Below are 19,903 nucleotides of genomic sequence, written 5' to 3'. Positions count from 1 at the left end.
GTCTAAGGCGCCGCCCGCCGCCGAAGATGCGGAACTCTCCCGATGTGGCGGACCCCCCTGGGAGACGAAGGTTGGGTCATCGCGACAAGCGAAGCCGGAACAACCGACCCACCAGGGGACACACCATGTACGAGTACGAACTCCAGCAGGCCCGCTCCGCCGAACTCCGCCGCCGGGCCGCCGGCGAGCGACAGGCCCGCGAGGCCGTCCGGGGCCGCCGCGCCGCCCGGCGCGCGCAAGCCGAACGCGCCGCCGCCGAAAGCGCGGACGCAGGCGCCGCCGGCGCGTCCCATACCGGCCTCCTGCACCGGCTCCGGTTCGCCCGGCCCGCGTGAGCACCGGCACGGCGCAGGGCGGCCGCACGGGGGTCGGCCGCCCTCCCACCAGGGCCGCGGCGATATCCGCTGGGCCGTCCGCGCACCCGCGTGCGATGCTCGCCCCCGTGGAGAACCGGTCCGTCAGCCCCGTGTTCGTCGGTCGCTCCGAGGAGTCGGGCACCCTGGACGAGGCGCTCGCCCGTGCCGCCGCGGGGGAGCCGCAGGCCCTGCTCATCGGCGGCGAGGCCGGGGTCGGCAAGACCCGGCTCGTCGAGGAGTTCACGGCGGCCGCCGGACGCGGGGGAGCCGTCGTCGCCGTCGGCGGCTGCGTCGAGATAGGCGCCGACGGACTGCCCTTCGCCCCCTTCTCCACCGCCCTGCGCGCCCTGCGCCGGGCCCTGCCGGACGAACTGGCCGCCGCCGCGGCCGGCCAGGAGGAGGAACTCGCCCGGCTGCTGCCCGAACTGCGCGGGACGGACCCCGCACGGCGCCACGACGGGGAGGGCACGGCCCACCTCTTCGAACTCACCGTCCGGCTCCTGGAACGCGTCGCCGCGCGGCGCACGGTCGTGGTCGCGCTGGAGGACCTGCACTGGGCCGACGCCTCCACCCGTCACCTGCTGTCCTACCTGGTGCGCACCCTGCGCACCGGCCGCCTCGTCGTCCTCGCCACCTACCGCTCCGACGACATCCACCGCCGGCACCCGCTGCGCCCCCTGCTCGCCGAACTCGACCGGCTGCGCACCGTGCGACGCCTGGAACTGGCCCGCTTCACCCGCGACGAGGTCGGCCGCCAGATCGCCGGCATCATCGCCGCCGAACCCGACCCCGCCCAGGTCGACGCCATCTTCGACCGCTCAGACGGCAACGCCTTCTTCGTCGAGGAACTCGCCGTGGCGGCCCACGAGGGCTGCTGCACCGGCCTCACCGACACCCTGCGCGACCTGCTGCTCGTCCGGGTCGAGGCGCTGCCCGAGAGCACGCAGACGGTCGCCAGGATCGTCGCCGAGGGCGGCTCCGCCGTCGAGTACCCGCTGATCGCCGCGGTCGCCCGGCTCGCCGAGGACGAGCTGATCGAGGCCCTGCGCGCCGCGGTCGGCGCCAACATCCTGCTCGCCACCCCCGACGGCGACGGCTACCGCTTCCGGCACTCCCTGGTCCGCGAGGCCGTCAGCGACGACCTGCTGCCCGGCGAACGCTCACGCCTCAACCGCCGTTACGCCGAAGCCCTCCAGGCCGACCCGAACCTCGTCCCCGCCGACGAACGGGTCATGCGGCTGGCCAGCTACTGGTACCACGCCCACGACCCGGCCCGAGCCCTCCCCGCCGTGCTCGACGCCTCCGCCGAGGCCCGCTCCCGGCGCGCCTACAGCGAGCAACTGCGGCTGCTGGAAAGGGCGATGGAGCTGTGGGAGGCCGTGCCCGAGGACGTCAGGGCCACGCTGCGCGCCGCAGACCACACCGGGGGTCGTTTTCCCGTACCGCCCGCGCGGCCCGGGGGGACCGCCGACGGCGGGGATCCGGCCGCCACCCCGCTGCGCTACCTCGACCTGATGGCCGAGGCCGCCGTCGCGGGCCGCTACTGCGGCGAACGCGAACGCGCACTGAAGATCACCAAGCGTGCGCTGCGCCTGCTCCAGGAGGAGGACGACCCCCTGCGGGCCGCGTGGTTCTGGTTGCAGTGCTCCCGGCTGACGCACTCCCTGGGCCGGGGCAGCGGCCGCGAGGAACTGCTCACCGCCCAGGAACTGCTGCGCGGCCTGCCGCCCAACGAGGTCCACGCCGAGGTGCTCACCCACCTCGCGTGCTGGTCCCTGGTGAACGTCCCCGGCCCCGAGGCCTACGGAGCCGCCGAACGGGCCGTGGAGTACGCCCGCATGATCGGCGCCCGGGAGACCGAACTCGACGCCCGCCAGGTCCTCGGCGTCCTCATGGTCGACGCCGGACACATCGAGGCCGGACTCGCGGAGCTGCGCGAGGTCAGGGAACGGGCGCTCGCCGAGGACACGCCCGCCGTCGCGCTGAACGCCTTCGTCAACCTGCCCGCCGAACTGGAGGCGGTCGGGCGCTCCCGCGAGGCCGTCCCCGTCCTGGAGGAGGGACTGGCCTTCGCCCGGCACCACGGACCGCCCGACGCGCAGGCCTGGGTGTGGGGCAACCTCTCCGAGTCCCTGTTCTCCCTCGGCCGCTGGGAGGAGGCCGACCGGGCCTGCGCCGCGGCAGGACGGGTGGGCCTCGGAGCCTCGGTCCGCGGCTGGCACGCCACCCAGCTCGCCGAACTCGCCCTCTCCCGCGGCGACCTCGCCGAGGCGGACCGCCGGCTCACCGCCGCACACCACCTCTACGGCCCCCACGACAACGCCCCCCAGAACCGGCTGCCGCTCCACCGTCTCGCCATCACGCTCGCCGCGGCGCAGGGCCGGCTCGCGGACGCCCGCGCCCACGTCGGCCGCGCCCTCGGACACGATCTCCAGCCCGGCACCCAGCGCTACGCCTGGCCGCTGCTGCTCGCCGCCGCCGGTGCCGAGAGCGACGCCCGCGCGTCGAACGCCGCCGACCCGGGCCGCGCCGCCGTCCTCGACCTCATCCGCGCGGCCGCGAAGAAGCTCGCCACGATCGCACCCGTCTGGCACGCCCACGAACGCTGGGTGCGGGCCGAACTCCTGCGCGCCGAGGGCCGCATGGACCCGGACGACTGGGCCGAGACGGTCGCGGCCTTCGAATGCCTGGAGCGCCCCTACGACCTGGCCCGCACCCGCCTGCGACTGGCCGAGTCCCTGCTCGGCCGCGGCGGCGACGACGAACGCGAACGGGCCGCAGAGCTGCTGAGGCTCGTCCGCGCGGTCGCCGCCCACCTGGGCGCCCGCCCCCTCACCGAGGCCGTGACCCTCCTCGGCCGGCGTGCCCGGCTGTCCCCGGCTCCCGCCGAGGCCCCGGTGAGCGCGCCGGCCGGTCCCCCGGACCCGCTGGCGACCCTGGGGCTGACGGGCCGCGAACGCGACGTCCTGCGGCTGGTCTCCGCCGGGCGCACCAACCGGCAGATCGCCGAGGTGCTGTTCATCTCCCCGAAGACGGCGAGCGTGCACGTGTCGAACATCCTCTCCAAGCTCGACGTCTCGGGGCGCGGCGAGGCCGCGGCCGTGGCCCACCGGCTGGGGCTGTTCCCGCCGGAGGCCGGGGAACGGCTCACCGCGCGACAATGAGGTCAGCCCACAAGGGAGAACGCATGTTCAACGCCTTCGAGGACCTCTTCGCGCCGGGCCGCAAGCACACCCGGGACGAGCAGAACCGGCTGGAACTGACCCGGGAGGACGTCGGGGACGGCGACCCCGGGCGCGGGCCGATAGACCTCGCGTCCGGGAGGGTCGTGGTGCGGCCCTCCGAGCCGGGAGGACCGGCGGAAGCGGGAGGACCGGAGGATCCGGAGCAGGCGGACCGGCCGGGGTGAGCCGGGACCGCCCGCCTCAGCTCACCTTCAGCTCCAGGATGCGGTCGTCCCCCTTCTTCGGGTCGCCCCGGCCGTCCGTGTTGCTGGTGGTGACCCACAGCCTGTCGCCCCCGGCCGCCACCACGGTGCGCAGCCGCCCGTACTCGCCCTTCAGGAAGGCCTGCGGGTCGGCGGAGGCGGCCGTGCCCTTGAGCGGCACCCGCCACAGACGCTGCCCCTTGAGCCCGGCCGTCCAGATCGAGCCCTGCGCGTAGGCGACACCGCTGGGGGAGGCGTCGTCGGTGTGCCACTGGGCGATCGGATCGCGGAACCGCGCGTCCCCGGAGCTGCCCTCGGCCGTCGGCCAGCCGTAGTCGGCGCCGGGCTCGATCGCGTTCAGCTCGTCCCACGTGTCCTGGCCGAACTCCGAGGCGAACAGGCGCTGCCGGGAGTCCCAGGCCAGCCCCTGCACGTTGCGGTGGCCGTACGAGTACACCGCGGAGTCCGGGAAGGGGTTGCCGGGGGCGGGGTCGCCCTCCGGGGTCAGCCGCAGGATCTTGCCGCCCAGGGACTTCTTGTCCTGCGCGAGCCCCCGGTCGCCGGTCTCGCCCGTGCCGACGTAGAGCAGCCGGTCGGGGCCGAAGGCGATCCGGCCACCGTTGTGGATCATGCCCTTCGGGATGCCCTTGAAGACCGTGTCGGGTGCCCCCAGCTGATCGCCCGCGGGCCGGGCGGGGTCGTAGATCATGCGCAGGACCCGGTTGTCCGAGGCAGAGGTGACGTACGCGTAGACCATGCGGTCCGAGGCGTAGTCGGGGGAGAGCGCGAGGCCCAGCAGACCGCCCTCGCCGGCCGCCGAGACCCCGGGCACCTCGCCCAGCTCCGTCTTCCTGCCCGTCCCGGTGTCCACCCGGGTGATCGTCCCCGCGTCGCGTGAGGCGACCAGCAGGCCCCCTTCGGGGAGCGGGGCGAGACCCCACGGGGTGTCCAGGCCCTCGGCCACGGTGCGCACCACCTCGACCGTGCCCTTGGCGGGCGGGGTCGCCTCGGCGGCCGGGGAGGTCTGCGCCGCCGTACGGCTCGGGGACGCGTCGGCGGAGGGGGCCGACGGCCCGCCGGCGCCGGAGGAGCAGCCGGCCGTCACCAGCAGTGCACTCGCGGCCAACACGGCCGATACAGCTCGTCGTCGCACGATCATGGTCCCTTCGGCACGGCGCTTCCCGCGGCGGGCTTCACCTGTCCTACGTCGTTCGGGCCTCCCGGGTTCCCGGTCCGGGCCGTCGCGACCCGAAAGCGGCACCCGGACCACGTCTCAGTCCCACGATCCCCGGGCCGCCGGCAGCTCCGCGACCTCCGCCAGGTCGCGCGCCGTCAGCCGCAGTCCGCAGGCCGCCGCGTTCTCCGCCACCCACCGCTGCCGCTTGGCGCCCGGCACCGGGATCACGCCCGGGCCCTGTGCCAGTACCCAGGCGAGGGCCACCTGCGCGGCCGTCACCGCCGCGCCGTGCCGGGCCGCGATCCGGCGCAGTCCGACGACGATCGGCTGGTTCGCGGCCATCATCTCGGCGGTGAAGCGGGGGTGCCGGGCCCGCATGTCGTCGGGCTCGAAGCCCTGGCCGGGGGTGAGGGTGCCGGTGAGGAAGCCGTTGCCCAGCGGCATCGCCGCCAGGAATCCCACACCGCGCGACGCGCACCAGGGCACCAGGGTCTCCAGCGCCTCGGGCGACCACACCGACAGTTCCGCCTCCACCGCGCTCACCGGGAACACCTGCTGGATCCGCCGCAACTGACGAATCGTTCCGTCGTACAGCCCGCCCGACCGCCTGCCGCCCCGGGCCCCCACCGCGCACAGTCCGAGCGCCCGCACCTTCCCCGCCCGGACGAGCTCGGCCATCGCCCCCCAGGTCTCCTCGACCGGGACCTCGGGATCGGCCCGGTGCAGCTGGTAGAGGTCGATCACGTCCGTCTGGAGCCGGCGCAGCGAAGCGTCGCAGGCCCGTCTCACGTACCCGGGGCGGCCGTTGGCCACGATGTGCTGGTCCCCGACGAGCAGACCGACCTTCGTCGACACGAACGCGTCCCCGCGCCGCTCCTTCAACACCCGCCCCATCAGCAGCTCGTTGGTGAACGGGCCGTACATGTCGGCGGTGTCCAGCAGGGACGAGCCCTCGTCCAGCGCCCGGTGCACCGCTCTGAGCGACTCGTCGCCGCGCTGCCGCGACCCGCTGTAGCCCCAGCTCATCGGCATGCACCCGAGACCGACGGCTCCCACCTCGAGCGCCCCCGCGCCGATCGTCCTGCGCTCCACCTGCCCGTGACCCTCCCTCTCCCGAGCCCCCCAACCTAGCCGCTGCACACGCGCGTGCCTGACATAGCCTCCTGACCATGAGTGCTGACGTCTGGCTCCCCCTCCCGCCGGAGGAGATCGAGGGCCTCCCGCAAGGGCCGAACTACCGCTTCTGGGACGGTGCGCAGGACTACCCGGCGGACCCCGCCGACTGCGTCTTCTACGTCGTCCCCTACATGAAGCCCGCCGCCCTGGGGCAGCGGCCGCTGGCGGCCATGAGCTCGCTCGAGGTCGTCCAGACCCTGTCCGCCGGCATCGACCACGTCGAGCCCGCCCTTGCGTCCCTGCCACCCGGAGTGCGGCTGTGCAACGCGCGCGGGGTGCACGAGGCGAGCACGGCCGAACTGACGCTCACCCTGATCCTCGCCTCGCTGCGCGGCATCCCCGATTTCGTCCGCGCCCAGGACCGGGGGGAGTGGCTGGCCGGGTTCCGGCCCGCGCTCGCCGACAAGAACGTCCTGATCGTGGGGTACGGCTCCATCGGCTCCGCCGTCGAGGACCGGCTCGTGCCCTTCGAGGTGGCGCGGGTGGCGCGCGTCGCGCGCTCCTGGCGCGCGACGGCGCGCGGTCCCGTGCACCCGATCGCCGAACTCCCCGCCCTCCTGCCCGAGGCGGACGTCGTGATCCTCTGCACGCCCCTCAACGACAGCACGACCGGTCTCGCCGACGCCGCGTTCCTGGCCCGTATGAAGGACGGCGCGCTGCTCGTGAACGTGGCCCGCGGCCCGGTCGTCGACACCGAGGCGCTGCTCACCGAGGTGCGCGGCGGCCGTCTCACCGCGGCGCTCGACGTCACCGACCCCGAACCGCTGCCGCCGGGGCATCCGTTGTGGACCGCCCCGGGCGTCCTCGTCAGTCCGCACGTCGGAGGGCCCACCTCCGCCTTCCTGCCCCGGGCCGTACGCCTGCTGGTGGACCAGTTGGGCCGCTTCGTGAACCGGGAGCCGTTGCGCAACGTGATCCTTACGACGGGCACGGCGAACGGATCGTGACGGGCGGGGGTGCCCCACTGCCCCGGTCCGGGCACCCTCCGCAGTCCTGCGGACGCGTTCCGTACCTCATCCGGGCGCATATGCCGATGATCGTCACGCAGCGTAGAGGAACTATGTCCCTGAGTGACGAGACTGGTGTATCGTCCCGACAGGGGCTGCGCCGCGCACGTTCGGCGTCAGGGATGGACATCTGAGACATGTGAGGGGGGCGACGGGCGATGCACGGCCTATGGACGAACGATCCGACGCGGCGGAGCCGCCGGCGGCGACCCTGGCGCTCGGCCGCGCGCCGGTCCGGTCACGGCGCTCATCACGGCCCTCACCGTCACCGGTGCGGTGGTCACGGAGAGCACGCGCCACCGGCGGCCCGGCACCCGAGGGACCCGGGAGCGACGCGAACCGGGAGGATCCGGTGAGTTCCCCGTCGACCACCTCCACGCCCCTCCTCGACGGAGCGCTGCGGACAGCGCCTGCGACGGGGACGCCCCGCACCGTGCCGCCGTCCGCCGGCGGCCCCGGATCGAACCTGGTCCACCAACTGCTGCTCGCCCTCCTGTGCGCGGGATACGCCGTCGGTTCCGCACTCGGCTGGGGCTCGGACCGGCTCGCCCTGATCATGGGCGACTTCGGACTGACCGCGGCCGCCGGCACCGCCGCGGTCTCCTGCTTCCTCTACGCGCGCACCCGGCGCGTCCGCTTTCGACCCGCCTGGCTGCTGTTCTCGCTCTCCTCGGCGATGGCGGCCCTCGGCAACCTCGTCTGGGGCTGGTACGAGGTGGTCCTCGGCCGGCCCGTGCCCAGCCCCAGCTTCGCCGACCTGTTCTTCCTGTGCTTCGCACCCCCCGCCATCGTGGGGCTGCTCGTGCTCGCCGCCCGGCCCATGTCCAAGGCCGGCTGGGTCTGCCTGGCCCTGGACGCCTGGCTGATCGCCGGCTCCCTGCTCACCCTGTCCTGGAGCCTCGCGCTCGCCCAGGCGGCCAAGTTCGACGGGCCGAGCGTGGCGCACGCCGCGCTGTCCCTGGCCTACCCGCTGCTCGACATCGCCCTGGTGAGCATGGTGCTGGTCCTGCACTTCCGCCGCACGGCGGTGAACCGCACGGCCGTCAACACGGCCGTCGGCGCGCTCGCGCTGACCGTCATGTGCGACGCCCTGTTCACCTCGCCGCTGCTGCACAACAACTACCGCTCGGGCCAACTCCTCGACGCGGGCTGGTTCGCGGGCTCGCTGCTCCTGGCGTACGCACCCTGGGCCGCCGCGCGCGGGCGGGGGCCGGCCGCGGGGGAGGGGCACACGCGTGTGGTGCACGAACACGTACCCGGCCAGCGTTCCGCGGGACACCCCCACGGTCCCGCCCGCCCGCCGGTCTCCACGCCGCGACCGGCCGGCCGCCGGCCCGAGCCCGCGTCCGAACAGGCGCCCGGCCGGCCCGCCCCGCAGGGCGGCGACCACGGCCGCTACCCGGTCACCCGGCCCATCACGGGCTCCCTGGCCGCGCTCACGCCGTACCTCGCCGCCGCCGTCTGCACGCTGGGGATCCTCTACAACGTCCTCAACGGCCGCAGCGTCGACCGTGTGGTGCTGCTGACCGGGGGCACGGTCGTGCTCGCCCTGGTGGTGCGTCAGGGGATCATGCTGCTGGACAACATCACCCTCACCCAGGAACTGGCGCAGAAGGAGAACCACTTCCGCTCCCTGGTGCAGGGATCCAGCGACGTCATCATGATCGCCGCGCCCAGCGGTGTCCTGCGCTACGTCTCCCCGGCCGCCGCCGGGGTCTACGGACGGCCCGCGGAGGACCTGGTCGGCTCCGAACTGGCCGACCTCATCCACCCGGAGGACCTCGGCTGCGTGGTGCACGAGGTGCGCCGCTTCCTCGCCGCCAGCCCCCAGGAGGAGCCCACCACCCGCATCGAGTGCCGCTTCACCTCCGGTGACGGCGGCTGGCTCAACGTCGAGTCGACCGTCAACCGCCACCACGGCGGCCTGATCTTCAACAGCCGGGACGTGACCGAGCGCGTGCGCCTCCAGGCGCAGCTCCAGCACAACGCCGAGCACGACCCCCTCACCGACCTGCCCAACCGCGCGCTGTTCACCCGCCGGGTCCAGCAGGCCCTCTCCGGCCGCCGCAGCTCCGACCGGGGCCCCGCCCTGCGCAACACGGCCGTCCTGTTCATCGACCTCGACGGCTTCAAGGCGGTCAACGACACGATCGGCCACGCGGCCGGCGACGAACTGCTCGTCCAGGCCGCCCGCAGGCTCCAGGACGCGGTCCGCAAGTCGGACACCGCCTCCCGGCTGGGCGGTGACGAGTTCGCGGCCCTGATCGTCGGCGACGGCACCCGCGACCGCGCCGCCCGCGAACGCCATATAGGGGAACTCGCCGACCGCCTCAGGCTCACGCTGTCGCAGCCGTACCTCATCGACGGCAACGAGGTCCGCGTCGCCGCCTCCATCGGCGTGGCCTTCGCCGAGCCCGGTCTGGGCGCCGGTGAACTGCTGCGCAACGCCGACCTCGCCATGTACCGCGCCAAGGCGGGCGGCAAGGGCCGGGTCGAGCTGTACAAGCCGCAGATGCAGCAGGACGTCGTACGCAAGGCGGAGCTGGCCACGCGGCTGCGTGCCGCGCTGCACGACGGCGAGTTCGCGCTGCTGCACCAGCCCGTGGTGCGTCTGGAGGACGGCCGGATCTCGTCGGTCGCCGCGCAGGCCCGCTGGCGCTCCTCGCAGGGAGTGCTGTTCACGCCCGCCGAGTTCCTGCGGGTCGCCGAGGACGGCGACCGGACGGCCGAGCTCGGGCGCTGGGTGCTGGAGGAGGCCGTCGAACAGGCCGCCGACCGGGCCGCGAGCGGACTCGACCTGCCCGTGGTCGTGCGGGTGGGCGCCCGCCGGCTGCTGGACCGGTCGATGCCGCTGGGCTCCGTCGAAGCGCTGCTGACCCGGCACGGGCTGCCCTCAGGCTCCCTCGTGGTCGAGCTCTCCGACACCGACCCCCGGGTCCCGCTCGACGAGCTGGAGCGCCGTCTGGGGGCCCTCAGGCGCCTCGGGGTGCGGATCGCCCTGGACGGTTTCGGCAGCGGTCAGGCGGCCCTCACGGCGCTGCGGCGGCTCCCCGTCGACGTGCTCCGGCTCGACCGCTCGCTGGTGGAGGGGGTCGTCGAGTCCGCGCGGCTGCACAAGATCACCAGCGGTCTGCTGCGCATCGCCTCCGATCTCGGGCTCCAGTCCGTCGCCGAAGGGGTGGACCTGCCCGAGCAGGTCGTCGCCCTGCGCGCGATGGGCTGCACCCACGGGCAGGGCATGGCGTTCTCCGGCCCCCTGGACGAGTACCGCCTGCGCCGGGCCCTGGCGACCGGCCGCTACCCGGTGCCGCACGGACCCGCCGAACCCGCGTTCGCGGGCGGTGGCGCCGGGGTGTACACCAGTGGTGTCCATGCCGGTGGCGCCGCCGGAACCGTCACGGCCGTCCTGGGGAGCGGTAGTGCCCTTCGCTCACATAATGAGACTCCCGTCCCACCCACTTGACAGTCGGTGCGCGCCGGGGGGAGGGTCAATGCCATGCGCACCCGAATTCTCGTACTTGGAAAGCGCGTCGGCTGAAGCTGGTGACGCTCCGGATGACCGGAACTCCCAGCGAACCCACCCGGCGCGCTCCCCTCGCTTGCCTTATGGCACGAGGGGTTTTTTGTTGCACAAAACCCGGCGCGGCCCCCCGCCGTACTCGGGAAAAGACCGGTAGGACCCTGAGTCAGACCTCGGGGAAACCCTCAGTAAAACCCTCAGCATCGAGAAGAGAATGCCGATGACCGAGCAGGCCACCGGGGCCCATCCGCAGCCGCGGCCCCGATCCGGAGGACACTCCGCGACCGTCGAGCACGTGACGGGTGCGCAGTCCCTCATCCGTTCTCTCGAGGAGGTCGGCGCCGACACGGTATTCGGCATTCCCGGCGGCGCGATCCTTCCCGCCTACGACCCGCTGATGGACTCGACGAGGGTCCGCCACGTCCTGGTCCGGCACGAGCAGGGCGCGGGCCACGCGGCCACCGGTTACGCGCAGGCCACCGGCAGGGTCGGCGTCTGCATGGCCACCTCGGGCCCCGGCGCCACCAACCTGGTGACGCCCATCGCCGACGCGCACATGGACTCGGTGCCGCTCGTGGCGATCACCGGTCAGGTGGCGTCGAAGGCGATCGGCACGGACGCCTTCCAGGAGGCGGACATCGTCGGCATCACCATGCCGATCACCAAGCACAACTTCCTGGTCACCAAGGCCGAGGACATCCCGCAGGTGATCGCGCAGGCGTTCCACATCGCCTCCACCGGCCGGCCCGGCCCGGTCCTGGTCGACATCGCCAAGGACGCCCTCCAGGCGAAGACCACGTTCTCCTGGCCGCCCGCCATGGACCTGCCCGGCTACCGCCCGGTCACCAAGCCGCACGCCAAGCAGATCCGCGAGGCCGCCAAGCTGATCACCGCCGCGAAGCGGCCGATCCTGTACGTCGGCGGCGGTGTCCTCAAGGCCGGCGCCACCGCCGAGCTGAAGGTCCTCGCGGAGCTGACCGGAGCGCCGGTCACCACCACGCTGATGGCGCTGGGCGCGTTCCCCGACAGCCACCCGCAGCACCTCGGCATGCCGGGCATGCACGGCTCGGTGGCCGCGGTCACGGGTCTCCAGAAGGCCGACCTGATCGTCGCCCTCGGCGCCCGCTTCGACGACCGGGTCACCGGCAAGCTGGACAGCTTCGCCCCGTTCGCCAAGATCGTGCACGCGGACATCGACCCCGCGGAGATCGGCAAGAACCGCGCCGCCGACGTGCCGATCGTCGGAGACGCCCGTGAGGTCATCGCCGACCTGGTCCAGGCCGTGCAGAAGGAGCACAGCGAGGGCCAGCAGGGCGACTACACCGCCTGGTGGAAGGACCTGAGCCGCTGGCGCGACACCTACCCGCTCGGCTACGACCAGCCCACCGACGGCTCGCTCTCCCCGCAGCAGGTCATCGAGCGCATCGGACAGCTCGCCCCCGAGGGCACGATCTTCGCGGCGGGCGTCGGCCAGCACCAGATGTGGTCCGCGCACTTCGTCCAGTTCGAGAAGCCCGCCACCTGGCTCAACTCCGGCGGCGCGGGCACGATGGGCTACGCGGTGCCGGCGGCGATGGGCGCCAAGGCGGGCGCGCCGGACCAGACGGTCTGGGCCATCGACGGCGACGGCTGCTTCCAGATGACCAACCAGGAGCTCACCACCTGCGCCCTGAACAACATCCCGATCAAGGTCGCCATCATCAACAACGGCGCCCTCGGGATGGTCCGCCAGTGGCAGACCCTGTTCTACAACCAGCGCTACTCCAACACCGTGCTGCACTCCGGCCCCAACGACGTCAACCCGGAGGCCCGGGGCACCCGCGTCCCCGACTTCGTGAAGCTGTCGGAGGCCATGGGCTGCTACGCGATCCGCTGCGAGTCCCCGGACGACCTCGACAAGGTCATCGAGGAGGCGAACTCGGTCAACGACCGTCCCGTCGTCGTCGACTTCATCGTCCACGAGGACGCGATGGTGTGGCCGATGGTCGCCGCAGGCACCTCCAACGACGAGATCCTGGCCGCCCGGGACGTCCGCCCCGACTTCGGCGACAACGAAGACGACTGAGCGAGAGAGACGTAAGAAGACATGTCCAAGCACACGCTCTCCGTCCTGGTGGAGAACAAGCCGGGCATCCTGGCCCGCATCGCCGCCCTGTTCTCCCGCCGGGGCTTCAACATCGACTCGCTCGCCGTGGGGGTCACCGAGCACGCCGACATCTCCCGCATCACGATCGTGGTGAGCGTCGACGCCCTGCCGCTGGAGCAGGTCACCAAGCAGCTCAACAAGCTCGTCGAAGTGCTGAAGATCGTCGAGCTGGAGCCGGGGCAGGCCGTCCACCGGGAACTCGTTCTGGTGAAGGTGCGCGCCGACAACGAGACGCGCTCGCAGATCGTCGAGATCGTCCAGCTGTTCCGCGCCAAGACCGTGGACGTCTCCCCGGAGGCCGTGACCATCGAGGCCACCGGCAGCAACGACAAACTGTCCGCCATGCTCAAGATGCTGGAACCGTACGGCATCAAGGAGCTGGTCCAGTCCGGCACGATCGCCATCGGCCGCGGCGCCCGCTCGATCACGGACCGGTCGCTGCGCGCTCTCGACCGGTCGGCGTAAGTACGCAACCGGTCTTCGTGACGAACGGATCCGGGCGGTCGCCGATCGCCGACCGCCCGGATACCGAGACCCCGAGACTTCCCTTCCGCCCGCCGTCATACGGTGGACGCAACACCTGCACTCAAGGAGAGAACCCAAAGTGGCCGAGCTGTTCTACGACGCCGACGCCGACCTGTCCATCATCCAGGGCCGCAAGGTCGCGGTCATCGGTTACGGCAGCCAGGGCCACGCCCACGCGCTGTCGCTCCGTGACTCGGGTGTCGACGTGCGCGTCGGTCTGCACGAGGGCTCCAAGTCCAAGGCGAAGGCCGAGGAGCAGGGCCTGCGCGTGGTGACCCCGGCCGAGGCCGCCGCCGAGGCCGACGTCATCATGATCCTCATCCCGGACCCGATCCAGGCCCAGGTCTACGAGGAGTCCATCGCGCCGAACCTGAAGGACGGCGACGCGCTGTTCTTCGCCCACGGCTTCAACGTCCGCTTCGGCTTCATCAAGGCCCCGGCCGGTGTCGACGTCGCCCTGGTCGCCCCGAAGGGCCCGGGTCACCTGGTGCGCCGCCAGTACGAGGAGGGCCGCGGCGTCCCCGCGATCGCCGCCGTCGAGCAGGACGCGACCGGCAACGCCTTCGCGCTGGCCCTGTCCTACGCCAAGGGCATCGGCGGCACCCGCGCCGGCGTCATCAAGACGACCTTCACCGAGGAGACCGAGACCGACCTGTTCGGTGAGCAGGCCGTGCTCTGCGGCGGCACCTCGGCGCTGGTCAAGGCGGGCTTCGAGACCCTGGTCGAGGCCGGCTACCAGCCGGAGATCGCCTACTTCGAGTGCCTGCACGAGCTGAAGCTGATCGTGGACCTCATGTACGAGGGCGGCCTGGAGAAGATGCGCTGGAGCGTCTCCGAGACCGCCGAGTGGGGCGACTACATCACCGGCCCGCGCATCATCACCGACGCCACCAAGGCCGAGATGAAGCAGGTCCTCGCCGAGATCCAGGACGGCACCTTCGCCCAGAACTGGATGGACGAGTACCACGGCGGCCTGAAGAAGTACAACGAGTACAAGGACGCGGACTCCGAGCACCTGCTGGAGACCACCGGCAAGCAGCTGCGCAAGCTGATGAGCTGGGTGAACGAAGAGGCGTGAGCCTCGCGGACAGGGGCCGGAGCGCGACGCTCCGGCCCCGTTGTCCATTCCGTCCGACCACGGACGGGTGATCCTTCCGCGGAGGCATGAGGCGACCTCCGCCGCAGCACTACACTGCTGCCTACATACGCGTTCAGGCCCACAGCGTCGTGCGTCTTCCACGCGGCTAGCCCCTCCTTCCGCCTGCGGCCGTCGGGACGGCCGTCCGCACGCTTTGGACTTGTGAGGACTCACGTGAGCTCGAAACCTGTCGTACTCATCGCTGAAGAGCTGTCGCCCGCGACCGTGGACGCGCTTGGCCCGGACTTCGAGATCCGGCACTGCAACGGAGCGGACCGAGCCGAACTGCTCCCGGCCATCGCCGACGTCGACGCGATCCTGATCCGGTCGGCCACCAAGGTGGACGCCGAGGCGATCGCCGCCGCGAAGAAACTGAGGGTCGTCGCACGAGCCGGCGTCGGCCTGGACAACGTCGACGTTCCCGCCGCCACCAAGGCCGGCGTGATGGTCGTCAACGCCCCCACCTCCAACATCGTGACCGCGGCCGAACTGGCCTGCGGTCTGCTGCTCGCCACCGCCCGCCACATTCCGCAGGCCAACGCCGCGCTGAAGAACGGCGAGTGGAAGCGCAGCAAGTACACCGGCGTCGAGCTGGCCGAGAAGACCCTCGGCGTCGTCGGCCTCGGCCGTATCGGCGCGCTCGTCGCGCAGCGCATGTCGGGCTTCGGCATGAAGGTCGTCGCCTACGACCCCTACATCCAGCCCGCGCGCGCCGCCCAGATGGGCGTGAAGGTCCTCTCGCTGGACGAACTGCTCGAGGTCTCCGACTTCATCACGGTGCACCTGCCCAAGACCCCCGAGACGGTCGGTCTGATCGGCGACGAGGCGCTGCGCAAGGTCAAGCCGAGCGTGCGCATCGTCAACGCCGCCCGCGGCGGGATCGTCGACGAGGAGGCGCTGTACTCGGCGCTGAAGGAGGGCCGCGTCGCCGGCGCCGGCCTCGACGTGTACGCGAAGGAGCCCTGCACGGACTCCCCGCTGTTCGAGTTCGACCAGGTCGTCGCCACCCCGCACCTCGGTGCCTCGACCGACGAGGCTCAGGAGAAGGCCGGTATCGCGGTCGCGCGTTCCGTGCGCCTCGCCCTCGCCGGCGAACTGGTCCCGGACGCGGTGAACGTCCAGGGCGGGGTCATCGCCGAGGACGTCAAGCCCGGTCTGCCCCTCGCCGAGCGGCTCGGCCGCATCTTCACCGCGCTCGCGGGCGAGGTCGCGGTCCGCCTCGACGTCGAGGTGTACGGCGAGATCACCCAGCACGACGTGAAGGTGCTGGAGCTGTCCGCTCTCAAGGGCGTCTTCGAGGACGTCGTCGACGAGACCGTCAGCTACGTCAACGCCCCGCTGTTCGCGCAGGAGCGCGGTGTCGAGGTGCGACTGACGACCAGCTCCGAGTCGGCCGACCACCGTAACGTCGTCACCGTGCGCGGCACGCTCTCGGACGGCGAGGAGGTGTCGGTCTCCGGCACGCTGGCCGGTCCCAAGCACCTCCAGAAGATCGTCGCGGTCGGCGAGTACGACGTCGACCTCGCGCTCGCCGATCACATGGTCGTCCTGAGGTACGAGGACCGTCCGGGTGTCGTCGGCACCGTGGGCCGGGTCTTCGGCGAGGCGGGCATCAACATCGCCGGGATGCAGGTCGCTCGCGCGGTCGCGGGCGGCGAGGCGCTGGCCGTCCTCACCGTCGACGACACCGTGCCCGCGGCGGTGCTGGCGGAGGTCGCGGAGGAGATCGGCGCGACGTCCGCTCGTGCCGTGAACCTCGTCTGAGGTTCGCCGCACGTCCGGGGGCTGCCGCCCCCGGGCCCCCGCTCCGGCCCCGAAAGGGCCTCGTCCCCAAACGCCGGACGGGCTGAAATGCACGGACGTGCACGGACGGTTGCTCGAAGACGCACGCCGGACGGGCTGAGGTTTCTCAGCCCGTCCGGCGTTTTCTTGTCCGTGCCGTCACTCGGCGTCGTCGACGCGGCTTCGTCGCAGGGTTGCCGTCGCCGCCACCCCGGCGGCCGCGAGGACCACCGCTCCCGCGATCGCCGCGCCCTGCATCCCGTGGGTGAAGGCCTCGCGGGCCGCCGTGGCCAGGGCGTCTCCCGTGCGCCCGGGCAGCCGGCCGGCGACCGCCAGGGCCCCGCCGAGGGTCTCGCGGGCCTCAGCCGGGGCCGAGTCCGGCATGTCGTGGCGGTAGAGCGCCGTGCCGATGGAGCCGAGCACGGCCATCCCCAGCGCGCCCCCGAACTCGGCGCCCGTCTCCAGCAGGGAGGACGCCGAACCGGCGCGCTCCACCGGGGCCGCGCTCATCGCCAGGTCCGTCATCTGGGAGAGGACCATGACGATGCCCGAGGCGAGGACCCCGCAGGCGGTGAGCACGAGCCACATCGAGTCGGTGCCGGCGAGGGCGAGCAGGCCGTAGCCGGCCGCGCCGGTCACGAAGCCCGCGGTCACCACGTGGGCGCGGTCGACGCCCTTCTGCACCAGCGACGTGGCCAGCGGCGCGGCCAGGCCGATCGGCACCGAGGGGAGCAGCGCCCACAGGGCCGCCTCCAGCGCGCTCCTGCCGAGGACCGACTGGAGGTACTGCGTGGTGAAGAAGGCCGAACCCAGCATCCCGAACGAGGAGACGAGGTTCAGGACGACCGCCGGGGCGAAGCCGGGACGGCGGAACAGGGCGGGGGAGATCATCGGGTCGGCGGCCGTGCGCTGGCGGTGCACGAAGAGGGCGGCGAAGAGCAGGCCCACCGTGACCGGGACGACATGGGCGGCGTGCCAGCCCTCGGCGGCGATCTCCTTGAGGCCGTAGATCACGGGGAGCACGGCGGCCATCGACAGCGGGACGCTCGGCCAGTCGAAGCGGCCGGGGGCGGGGTCGCGGGACTCCGGGAGCAGGACCGGGCCGAGGACGAGCAGCAGGACCATCGCGGGCAGGTTGACCAGGAAGACCGAGCCCCACCAGAAGTACTCGACCAGGACCCCGCTCATCACCGAGCCGAGGGCGATGCCGCCGGTCATGACGCCCGACCACAGTCCGATCGCCTTCGCGCGCTGGCCGGGGTCGGTGAACATCGTGCGGATCAGGGCCATCGTCGAGGGCATCAGGGTCGCGCCGCCGATGCCGAGGACCGCGCGGGCGGCGATGAGCGTCCCGGCGCTGTCGGCGTACGCCGCGATCAGCGAGGCGGCGCCGAAGGCGGCGGCGCCGATCAGCAGCAGCCGGCGGCGCCCGATGCGGTCGCCGAGCGAGCCCATCGTCATCAGCAGGCCCGCCAGGACGAACGCGTAGATGTCGAAGATCCACAGCTGCTGGGTGCCGGTCGGCGCCAGGTCCGCGCTGATCGCCGGGATGGCGAAGTAGAGGACGGAGACATCCATGGAGACCAGCAGCAGCGGCAGCATCAGGACGCCGAGGGCGGTCCATTCACGGCGGCCGGCGCGGACCGCCGGGGGTGTGGTGGTGCTCGTCGGGTTCGTCATGCCGAGGACTGTACGGGCGTCTTAAACGGTTGTCTAGAACGATTGTATAATTCGTTTGTATAGGACGGCTGTATGGATCGGGAGTAGGGTGACGGCCATGGGACACCGCGAAGATCTGCTGGAAGGCGCCAGGCGCTGCCTGCTGGACAAGGGGTTCGTGCGCACGACCGCACGCGACATCGTGAAGGAGTCGGGAACCAACCTCGCGTCCATCGGCTACCACTACGGGTCCAAGGACGCCCTGCTGGTGCAGGCGTACGTCTCCCTGATCGAGGGTCTCGGCGACTCCTTCGACCCCGGCTGGGGGGCGGGCGGCGGGACCTCGTCGGAGCCCGGGACGCTCGAGCGCTTCGAGGAGGTCTGGGCGAACGTCATCCGCTCCCTGCCCGAGGCGCGGGCCGTGTGGATGCTCAGTCTGGAGGTGATCATCTACTCCGACCGGCTCCAGGAGGTGCGCAAGCTGCTCGCCGAGGCCCAGGAGCAGGGGCGGTCGGGGATCGTGCCCATGTTCAACGGCGTCCCGGAGGACCGGCTCGACCGGGAGACCGTCGACACCGAGGGCCGCTTCTACCAGACCCTCCTCAACGGGCTCATGGTCCAGTGGCTCTTCGACCCCGACTCGGCCACCGACGCGGCACAGCTCACCGAGGGGCTGCGGCGGGTGATCGCGGGGGCGCGGGCGGCGCGCGACTGACCGCCCGCCGTGCCGTCAGGGCAGGCGGGCGGCCTTGAGCGCCATGTGCAGCAGCAGCCGGTCCTCGCCGTCGTCCAGGTCCAGGCCCGTCAGCTGCTCCACCCGTGACAGCCGGTAGTAGAGGGTCTGCCGGTGCACGCCCAGCTCGGCGGCCGTGCGGCCGGCCTGGCCCGCGCGGTCGAGGTACACCTCGGCGGTACGCGCCAGTTCCCGGTGGGCGGGCGCCAGCAGGGGCCGCACGGAGGGGTCCTCGGCGGCCGCGGGCGGCAGCGAGGTCAGCAGACGGTAGGGGCCGACGGAATCCCACCGCGCGACCGGGCCGAGGCGCGGCTCGGCGAGCGCGGCCCGCGCCGACATCGACGCCTCCTTCCACGCCGCCCCGATCCCCTCCAGCCCGGCCCGTCCGGCGGCCACGCCGGCCGCCGCTCCGGGCGCCCGCTCCAGCAGCCGGGCCGCCGCGGAGGTCGCCGGGGTGAGGGTGTCCGCGGAACGCAGCCGCACCAGCACCGCCAGGCACGGCCCGGCCGCCGTCCATGGCACCGTGCACAGGGCCGTCGCCCCCGGCAGGGTGCGCAGCGAAGGGGCGTCGTCCGGGTCCGCGGACGGCCAGGGCGCCACGCACACCACCGTGTGCGGTCCGTCCGCACGGGCCCCGAGCGCCGTGCGCAGGTCGGCCACCGCGCTCTCGCCCTGCCAGGCGGAGACCGCGGTCAGCGCCGCCCGCAGTTCCCGGGTGAGGTCGGCGCCGTGCAGGGCCTCGTCCGCGAGGAGGGCGCCGATCCGCACGGTCACCTCCATCGCGGCGGCCAGCTGCGCACGGGTGGGGCCGGGGTCGTCGTCCAGCAGCCACACGTAACCGAGGACCACGCCTCGGTGGCGCACCGGGAGGCAGACGCGCCCCCGGAACACCCCGGCCTCCGGGGTGGGCGGGATGTGCACCGGGCCGCTCGCGCGGGTGATGCCGAAGCCCTCGAACCAGGTGCGCACGGCGGGTGTGGAGCGGCGGGTCAGGATCGAGCGGGCGCGCACCGGGTCCAGCGCGGACGCGTCCAGCTCGTCCTCGCTGTCGTACACGCCGAAGGCGATCAGCTCGAAGTCGCGGTTCTCCAGGGTGGCGGGGGCGCCGAGCAGTTCGGAGATCTCGTCGACCAGCTCCTGGTAGTCACCCTTGTTGTCGGCCGTCACCACGGCATTCTCCCCCATCCCCGCCGCCCCTTCATACATATGTCTGAGATCGGCGGCACGGATGCGTGACAGCTGTCGATGGCCCACGAT

At 72.6% G+C, this 19,903-nt stretch carries 14 protein-coding genes; 10 read left to right on the top strand and 4 right to left on the bottom strand.

Translation table 11 applies throughout. The features are described from left to right. Positions 1 to 125 precede the first annotated feature (125 nt). The 3 genes from Saso_RS33880 (at position 126) to Saso_RS33870 (ending at position 3,765) form a co-directional block, all read left to right on the top strand. Entirely contained in the window at positions 126 to 335 is a 210-nt protein-coding gene (locus Saso_RS33880; RefSeq protein ID WP_189926745.1) for a hypothetical protein, read from the top strand. 95 nt (positions 336 to 430) lie between these two features. Continuing rightward, a complete protein-coding gene (locus tag Saso_RS33875) occupies positions 431 to 3,520 on the top strand; it encodes a helix-turn-helix transcriptional regulator (RefSeq protein WP_189926743.1) in 3,090 nt (1,029 codons plus the stop codon). 23 nt (positions 3,521 to 3,543) lie between these two features. Beyond that, complete coding sequence (locus Saso_RS33870; protein WP_189926741.1) at positions 3,544 to 3,765, top strand: DUF6191 domain-containing protein; 222 nt, start codon at positions 3,544 to 3,546, stop codon at positions 3,763 to 3,765. A gap of 16 nt (positions 3,766 to 3,781) precedes the next feature. On the opposite strand, the gene Saso_RS33865 is transcribed toward Saso_RS33870, so the two are convergent. After that, a complete protein-coding gene (locus tag Saso_RS33865; protein WP_189926739.1) occupies positions 3,782 to 4,942 on the bottom strand; it encodes a PQQ-dependent sugar dehydrogenase in 1,161 nt (386 codons plus the stop codon). A 114-nt stretch (positions 4,943 to 5,056) separates the two neighbouring features. Then, positions 5,057 to 6,052 (bottom strand): aldo/keto reductase, encoded by a 996-nt coding sequence (locus Saso_RS33860; RefSeq protein WP_189926737.1) that lies wholly within the window; start codon positions 6,050 to 6,052, stop codon positions 5,057 to 5,059. A gap of 77 nt (positions 6,053 to 6,129) precedes the next feature. Here Saso_RS33860 and Saso_RS33855 point away from each other — a divergent pair, with 77 nt between their 5' ends. From Saso_RS33855 to serA, 6 genes are all read left to right on the top strand, one after another. Then, positions 6,130 to 7,083, top strand: coding sequence for a 2-hydroxyacid dehydrogenase (locus Saso_RS33855; protein ID WP_189926736.1), 954 nt, complete (start codon positions 6,130 to 6,132; stop codon positions 7,081 to 7,083). A gap of 412 nt (positions 7,084 to 7,495) precedes the next feature. Continuing rightward, positions 7,496 to 10,606, top strand: a complete 3,111-nt coding sequence (locus Saso_RS33850; protein WP_189926735.1) for a putative bifunctional diguanylate cyclase/phosphodiesterase — start codon at positions 7,496 to 7,498, stop codon at positions 10,604 to 10,606. A gap of 271 nt (positions 10,607 to 10,877) precedes the next feature. After that, complete coding sequence (locus Saso_RS33845; protein WP_189926734.1) at positions 10,878 to 12,728, top strand: acetolactate synthase large subunit; 1,851 nt, start codon at positions 10,878 to 10,880, stop codon at positions 12,726 to 12,728. A gap of 21 nt (positions 12,729 to 12,749) precedes the next feature. Further along, positions 12,750 to 13,274, top strand: a complete 525-nt coding sequence (gene ilvN / locus Saso_RS33840) for an acetolactate synthase small subunit (protein ID WP_020131429.1) — start codon at positions 12,750 to 12,752, stop codon at positions 13,272 to 13,274. Positions 13,275 to 13,413: 139 nt separating this feature from the next. Continuing rightward, a complete protein-coding gene (ilvC, locus tag Saso_RS33835; RefSeq protein ID WP_020131430.1) occupies positions 13,414 to 14,412 on the top strand; it encodes a ketol-acid reductoisomerase in 999 nt (332 codons plus the stop codon). 234 nt (positions 14,413 to 14,646) lie between these two features. Beyond that, the gene (gene serA / locus Saso_RS33830; protein ID WP_189926733.1) at positions 14,647 to 16,236 is read left to right on the top strand and encodes a phosphoglycerate dehydrogenase; all 1,590 of its coding nucleotides are present in this window, start codon (positions 14,647 to 14,649) and stop codon (positions 16,234 to 16,236) included. 177 nt (positions 16,237 to 16,413) lie between these two features. On the opposite strand, the gene Saso_RS33825 is transcribed toward serA, so the two are convergent. Continuing rightward, complete coding sequence (locus Saso_RS33825; protein WP_189926732.1) at positions 16,414 to 17,934, bottom strand: MFS transporter; 1,521 nt, start codon at positions 17,932 to 17,934, stop codon at positions 16,414 to 16,416. A gap of 97 nt (positions 17,935 to 18,031) precedes the next feature. Between Saso_RS33825 and Saso_RS33820 the strand changes: the two genes are divergently transcribed. Continuing rightward, positions 18,032 to 18,628: a TetR/AcrR family transcriptional regulator gene (locus tag Saso_RS33820; protein ID WP_189926731.1), complete on the top strand. Its 597-nt coding sequence runs from the start codon at positions 18,032 to 18,034 to the stop codon at positions 18,626 to 18,628. A gap of 15 nt (positions 18,629 to 18,643) precedes the next feature. On the opposite strand, the gene Saso_RS33815 is transcribed toward Saso_RS33820, so the two are convergent. Next, positions 18,644 to 19,831: a PucR family transcriptional regulator gene (locus tag Saso_RS33815; protein WP_229901478.1), complete on the bottom strand. Its 1,188-nt coding sequence runs from the start codon at positions 19,829 to 19,831 to the stop codon at positions 18,644 to 18,646. Positions 19,832 to 19,903: the final 72 nt, after the last annotated feature.

Source organism: Streptomyces asoensis (genome assembly GCF_016860545.1).
In the GTDB taxonomy this organism is placed as follows: Bacteria; Actinomycetota; Actinomycetes; order Streptomycetales; family Streptomycetaceae; genus Streptomyces; species Streptomyces asoensis.
This window is presented reverse-complemented; position numbering and strand designations above follow the sequence as displayed.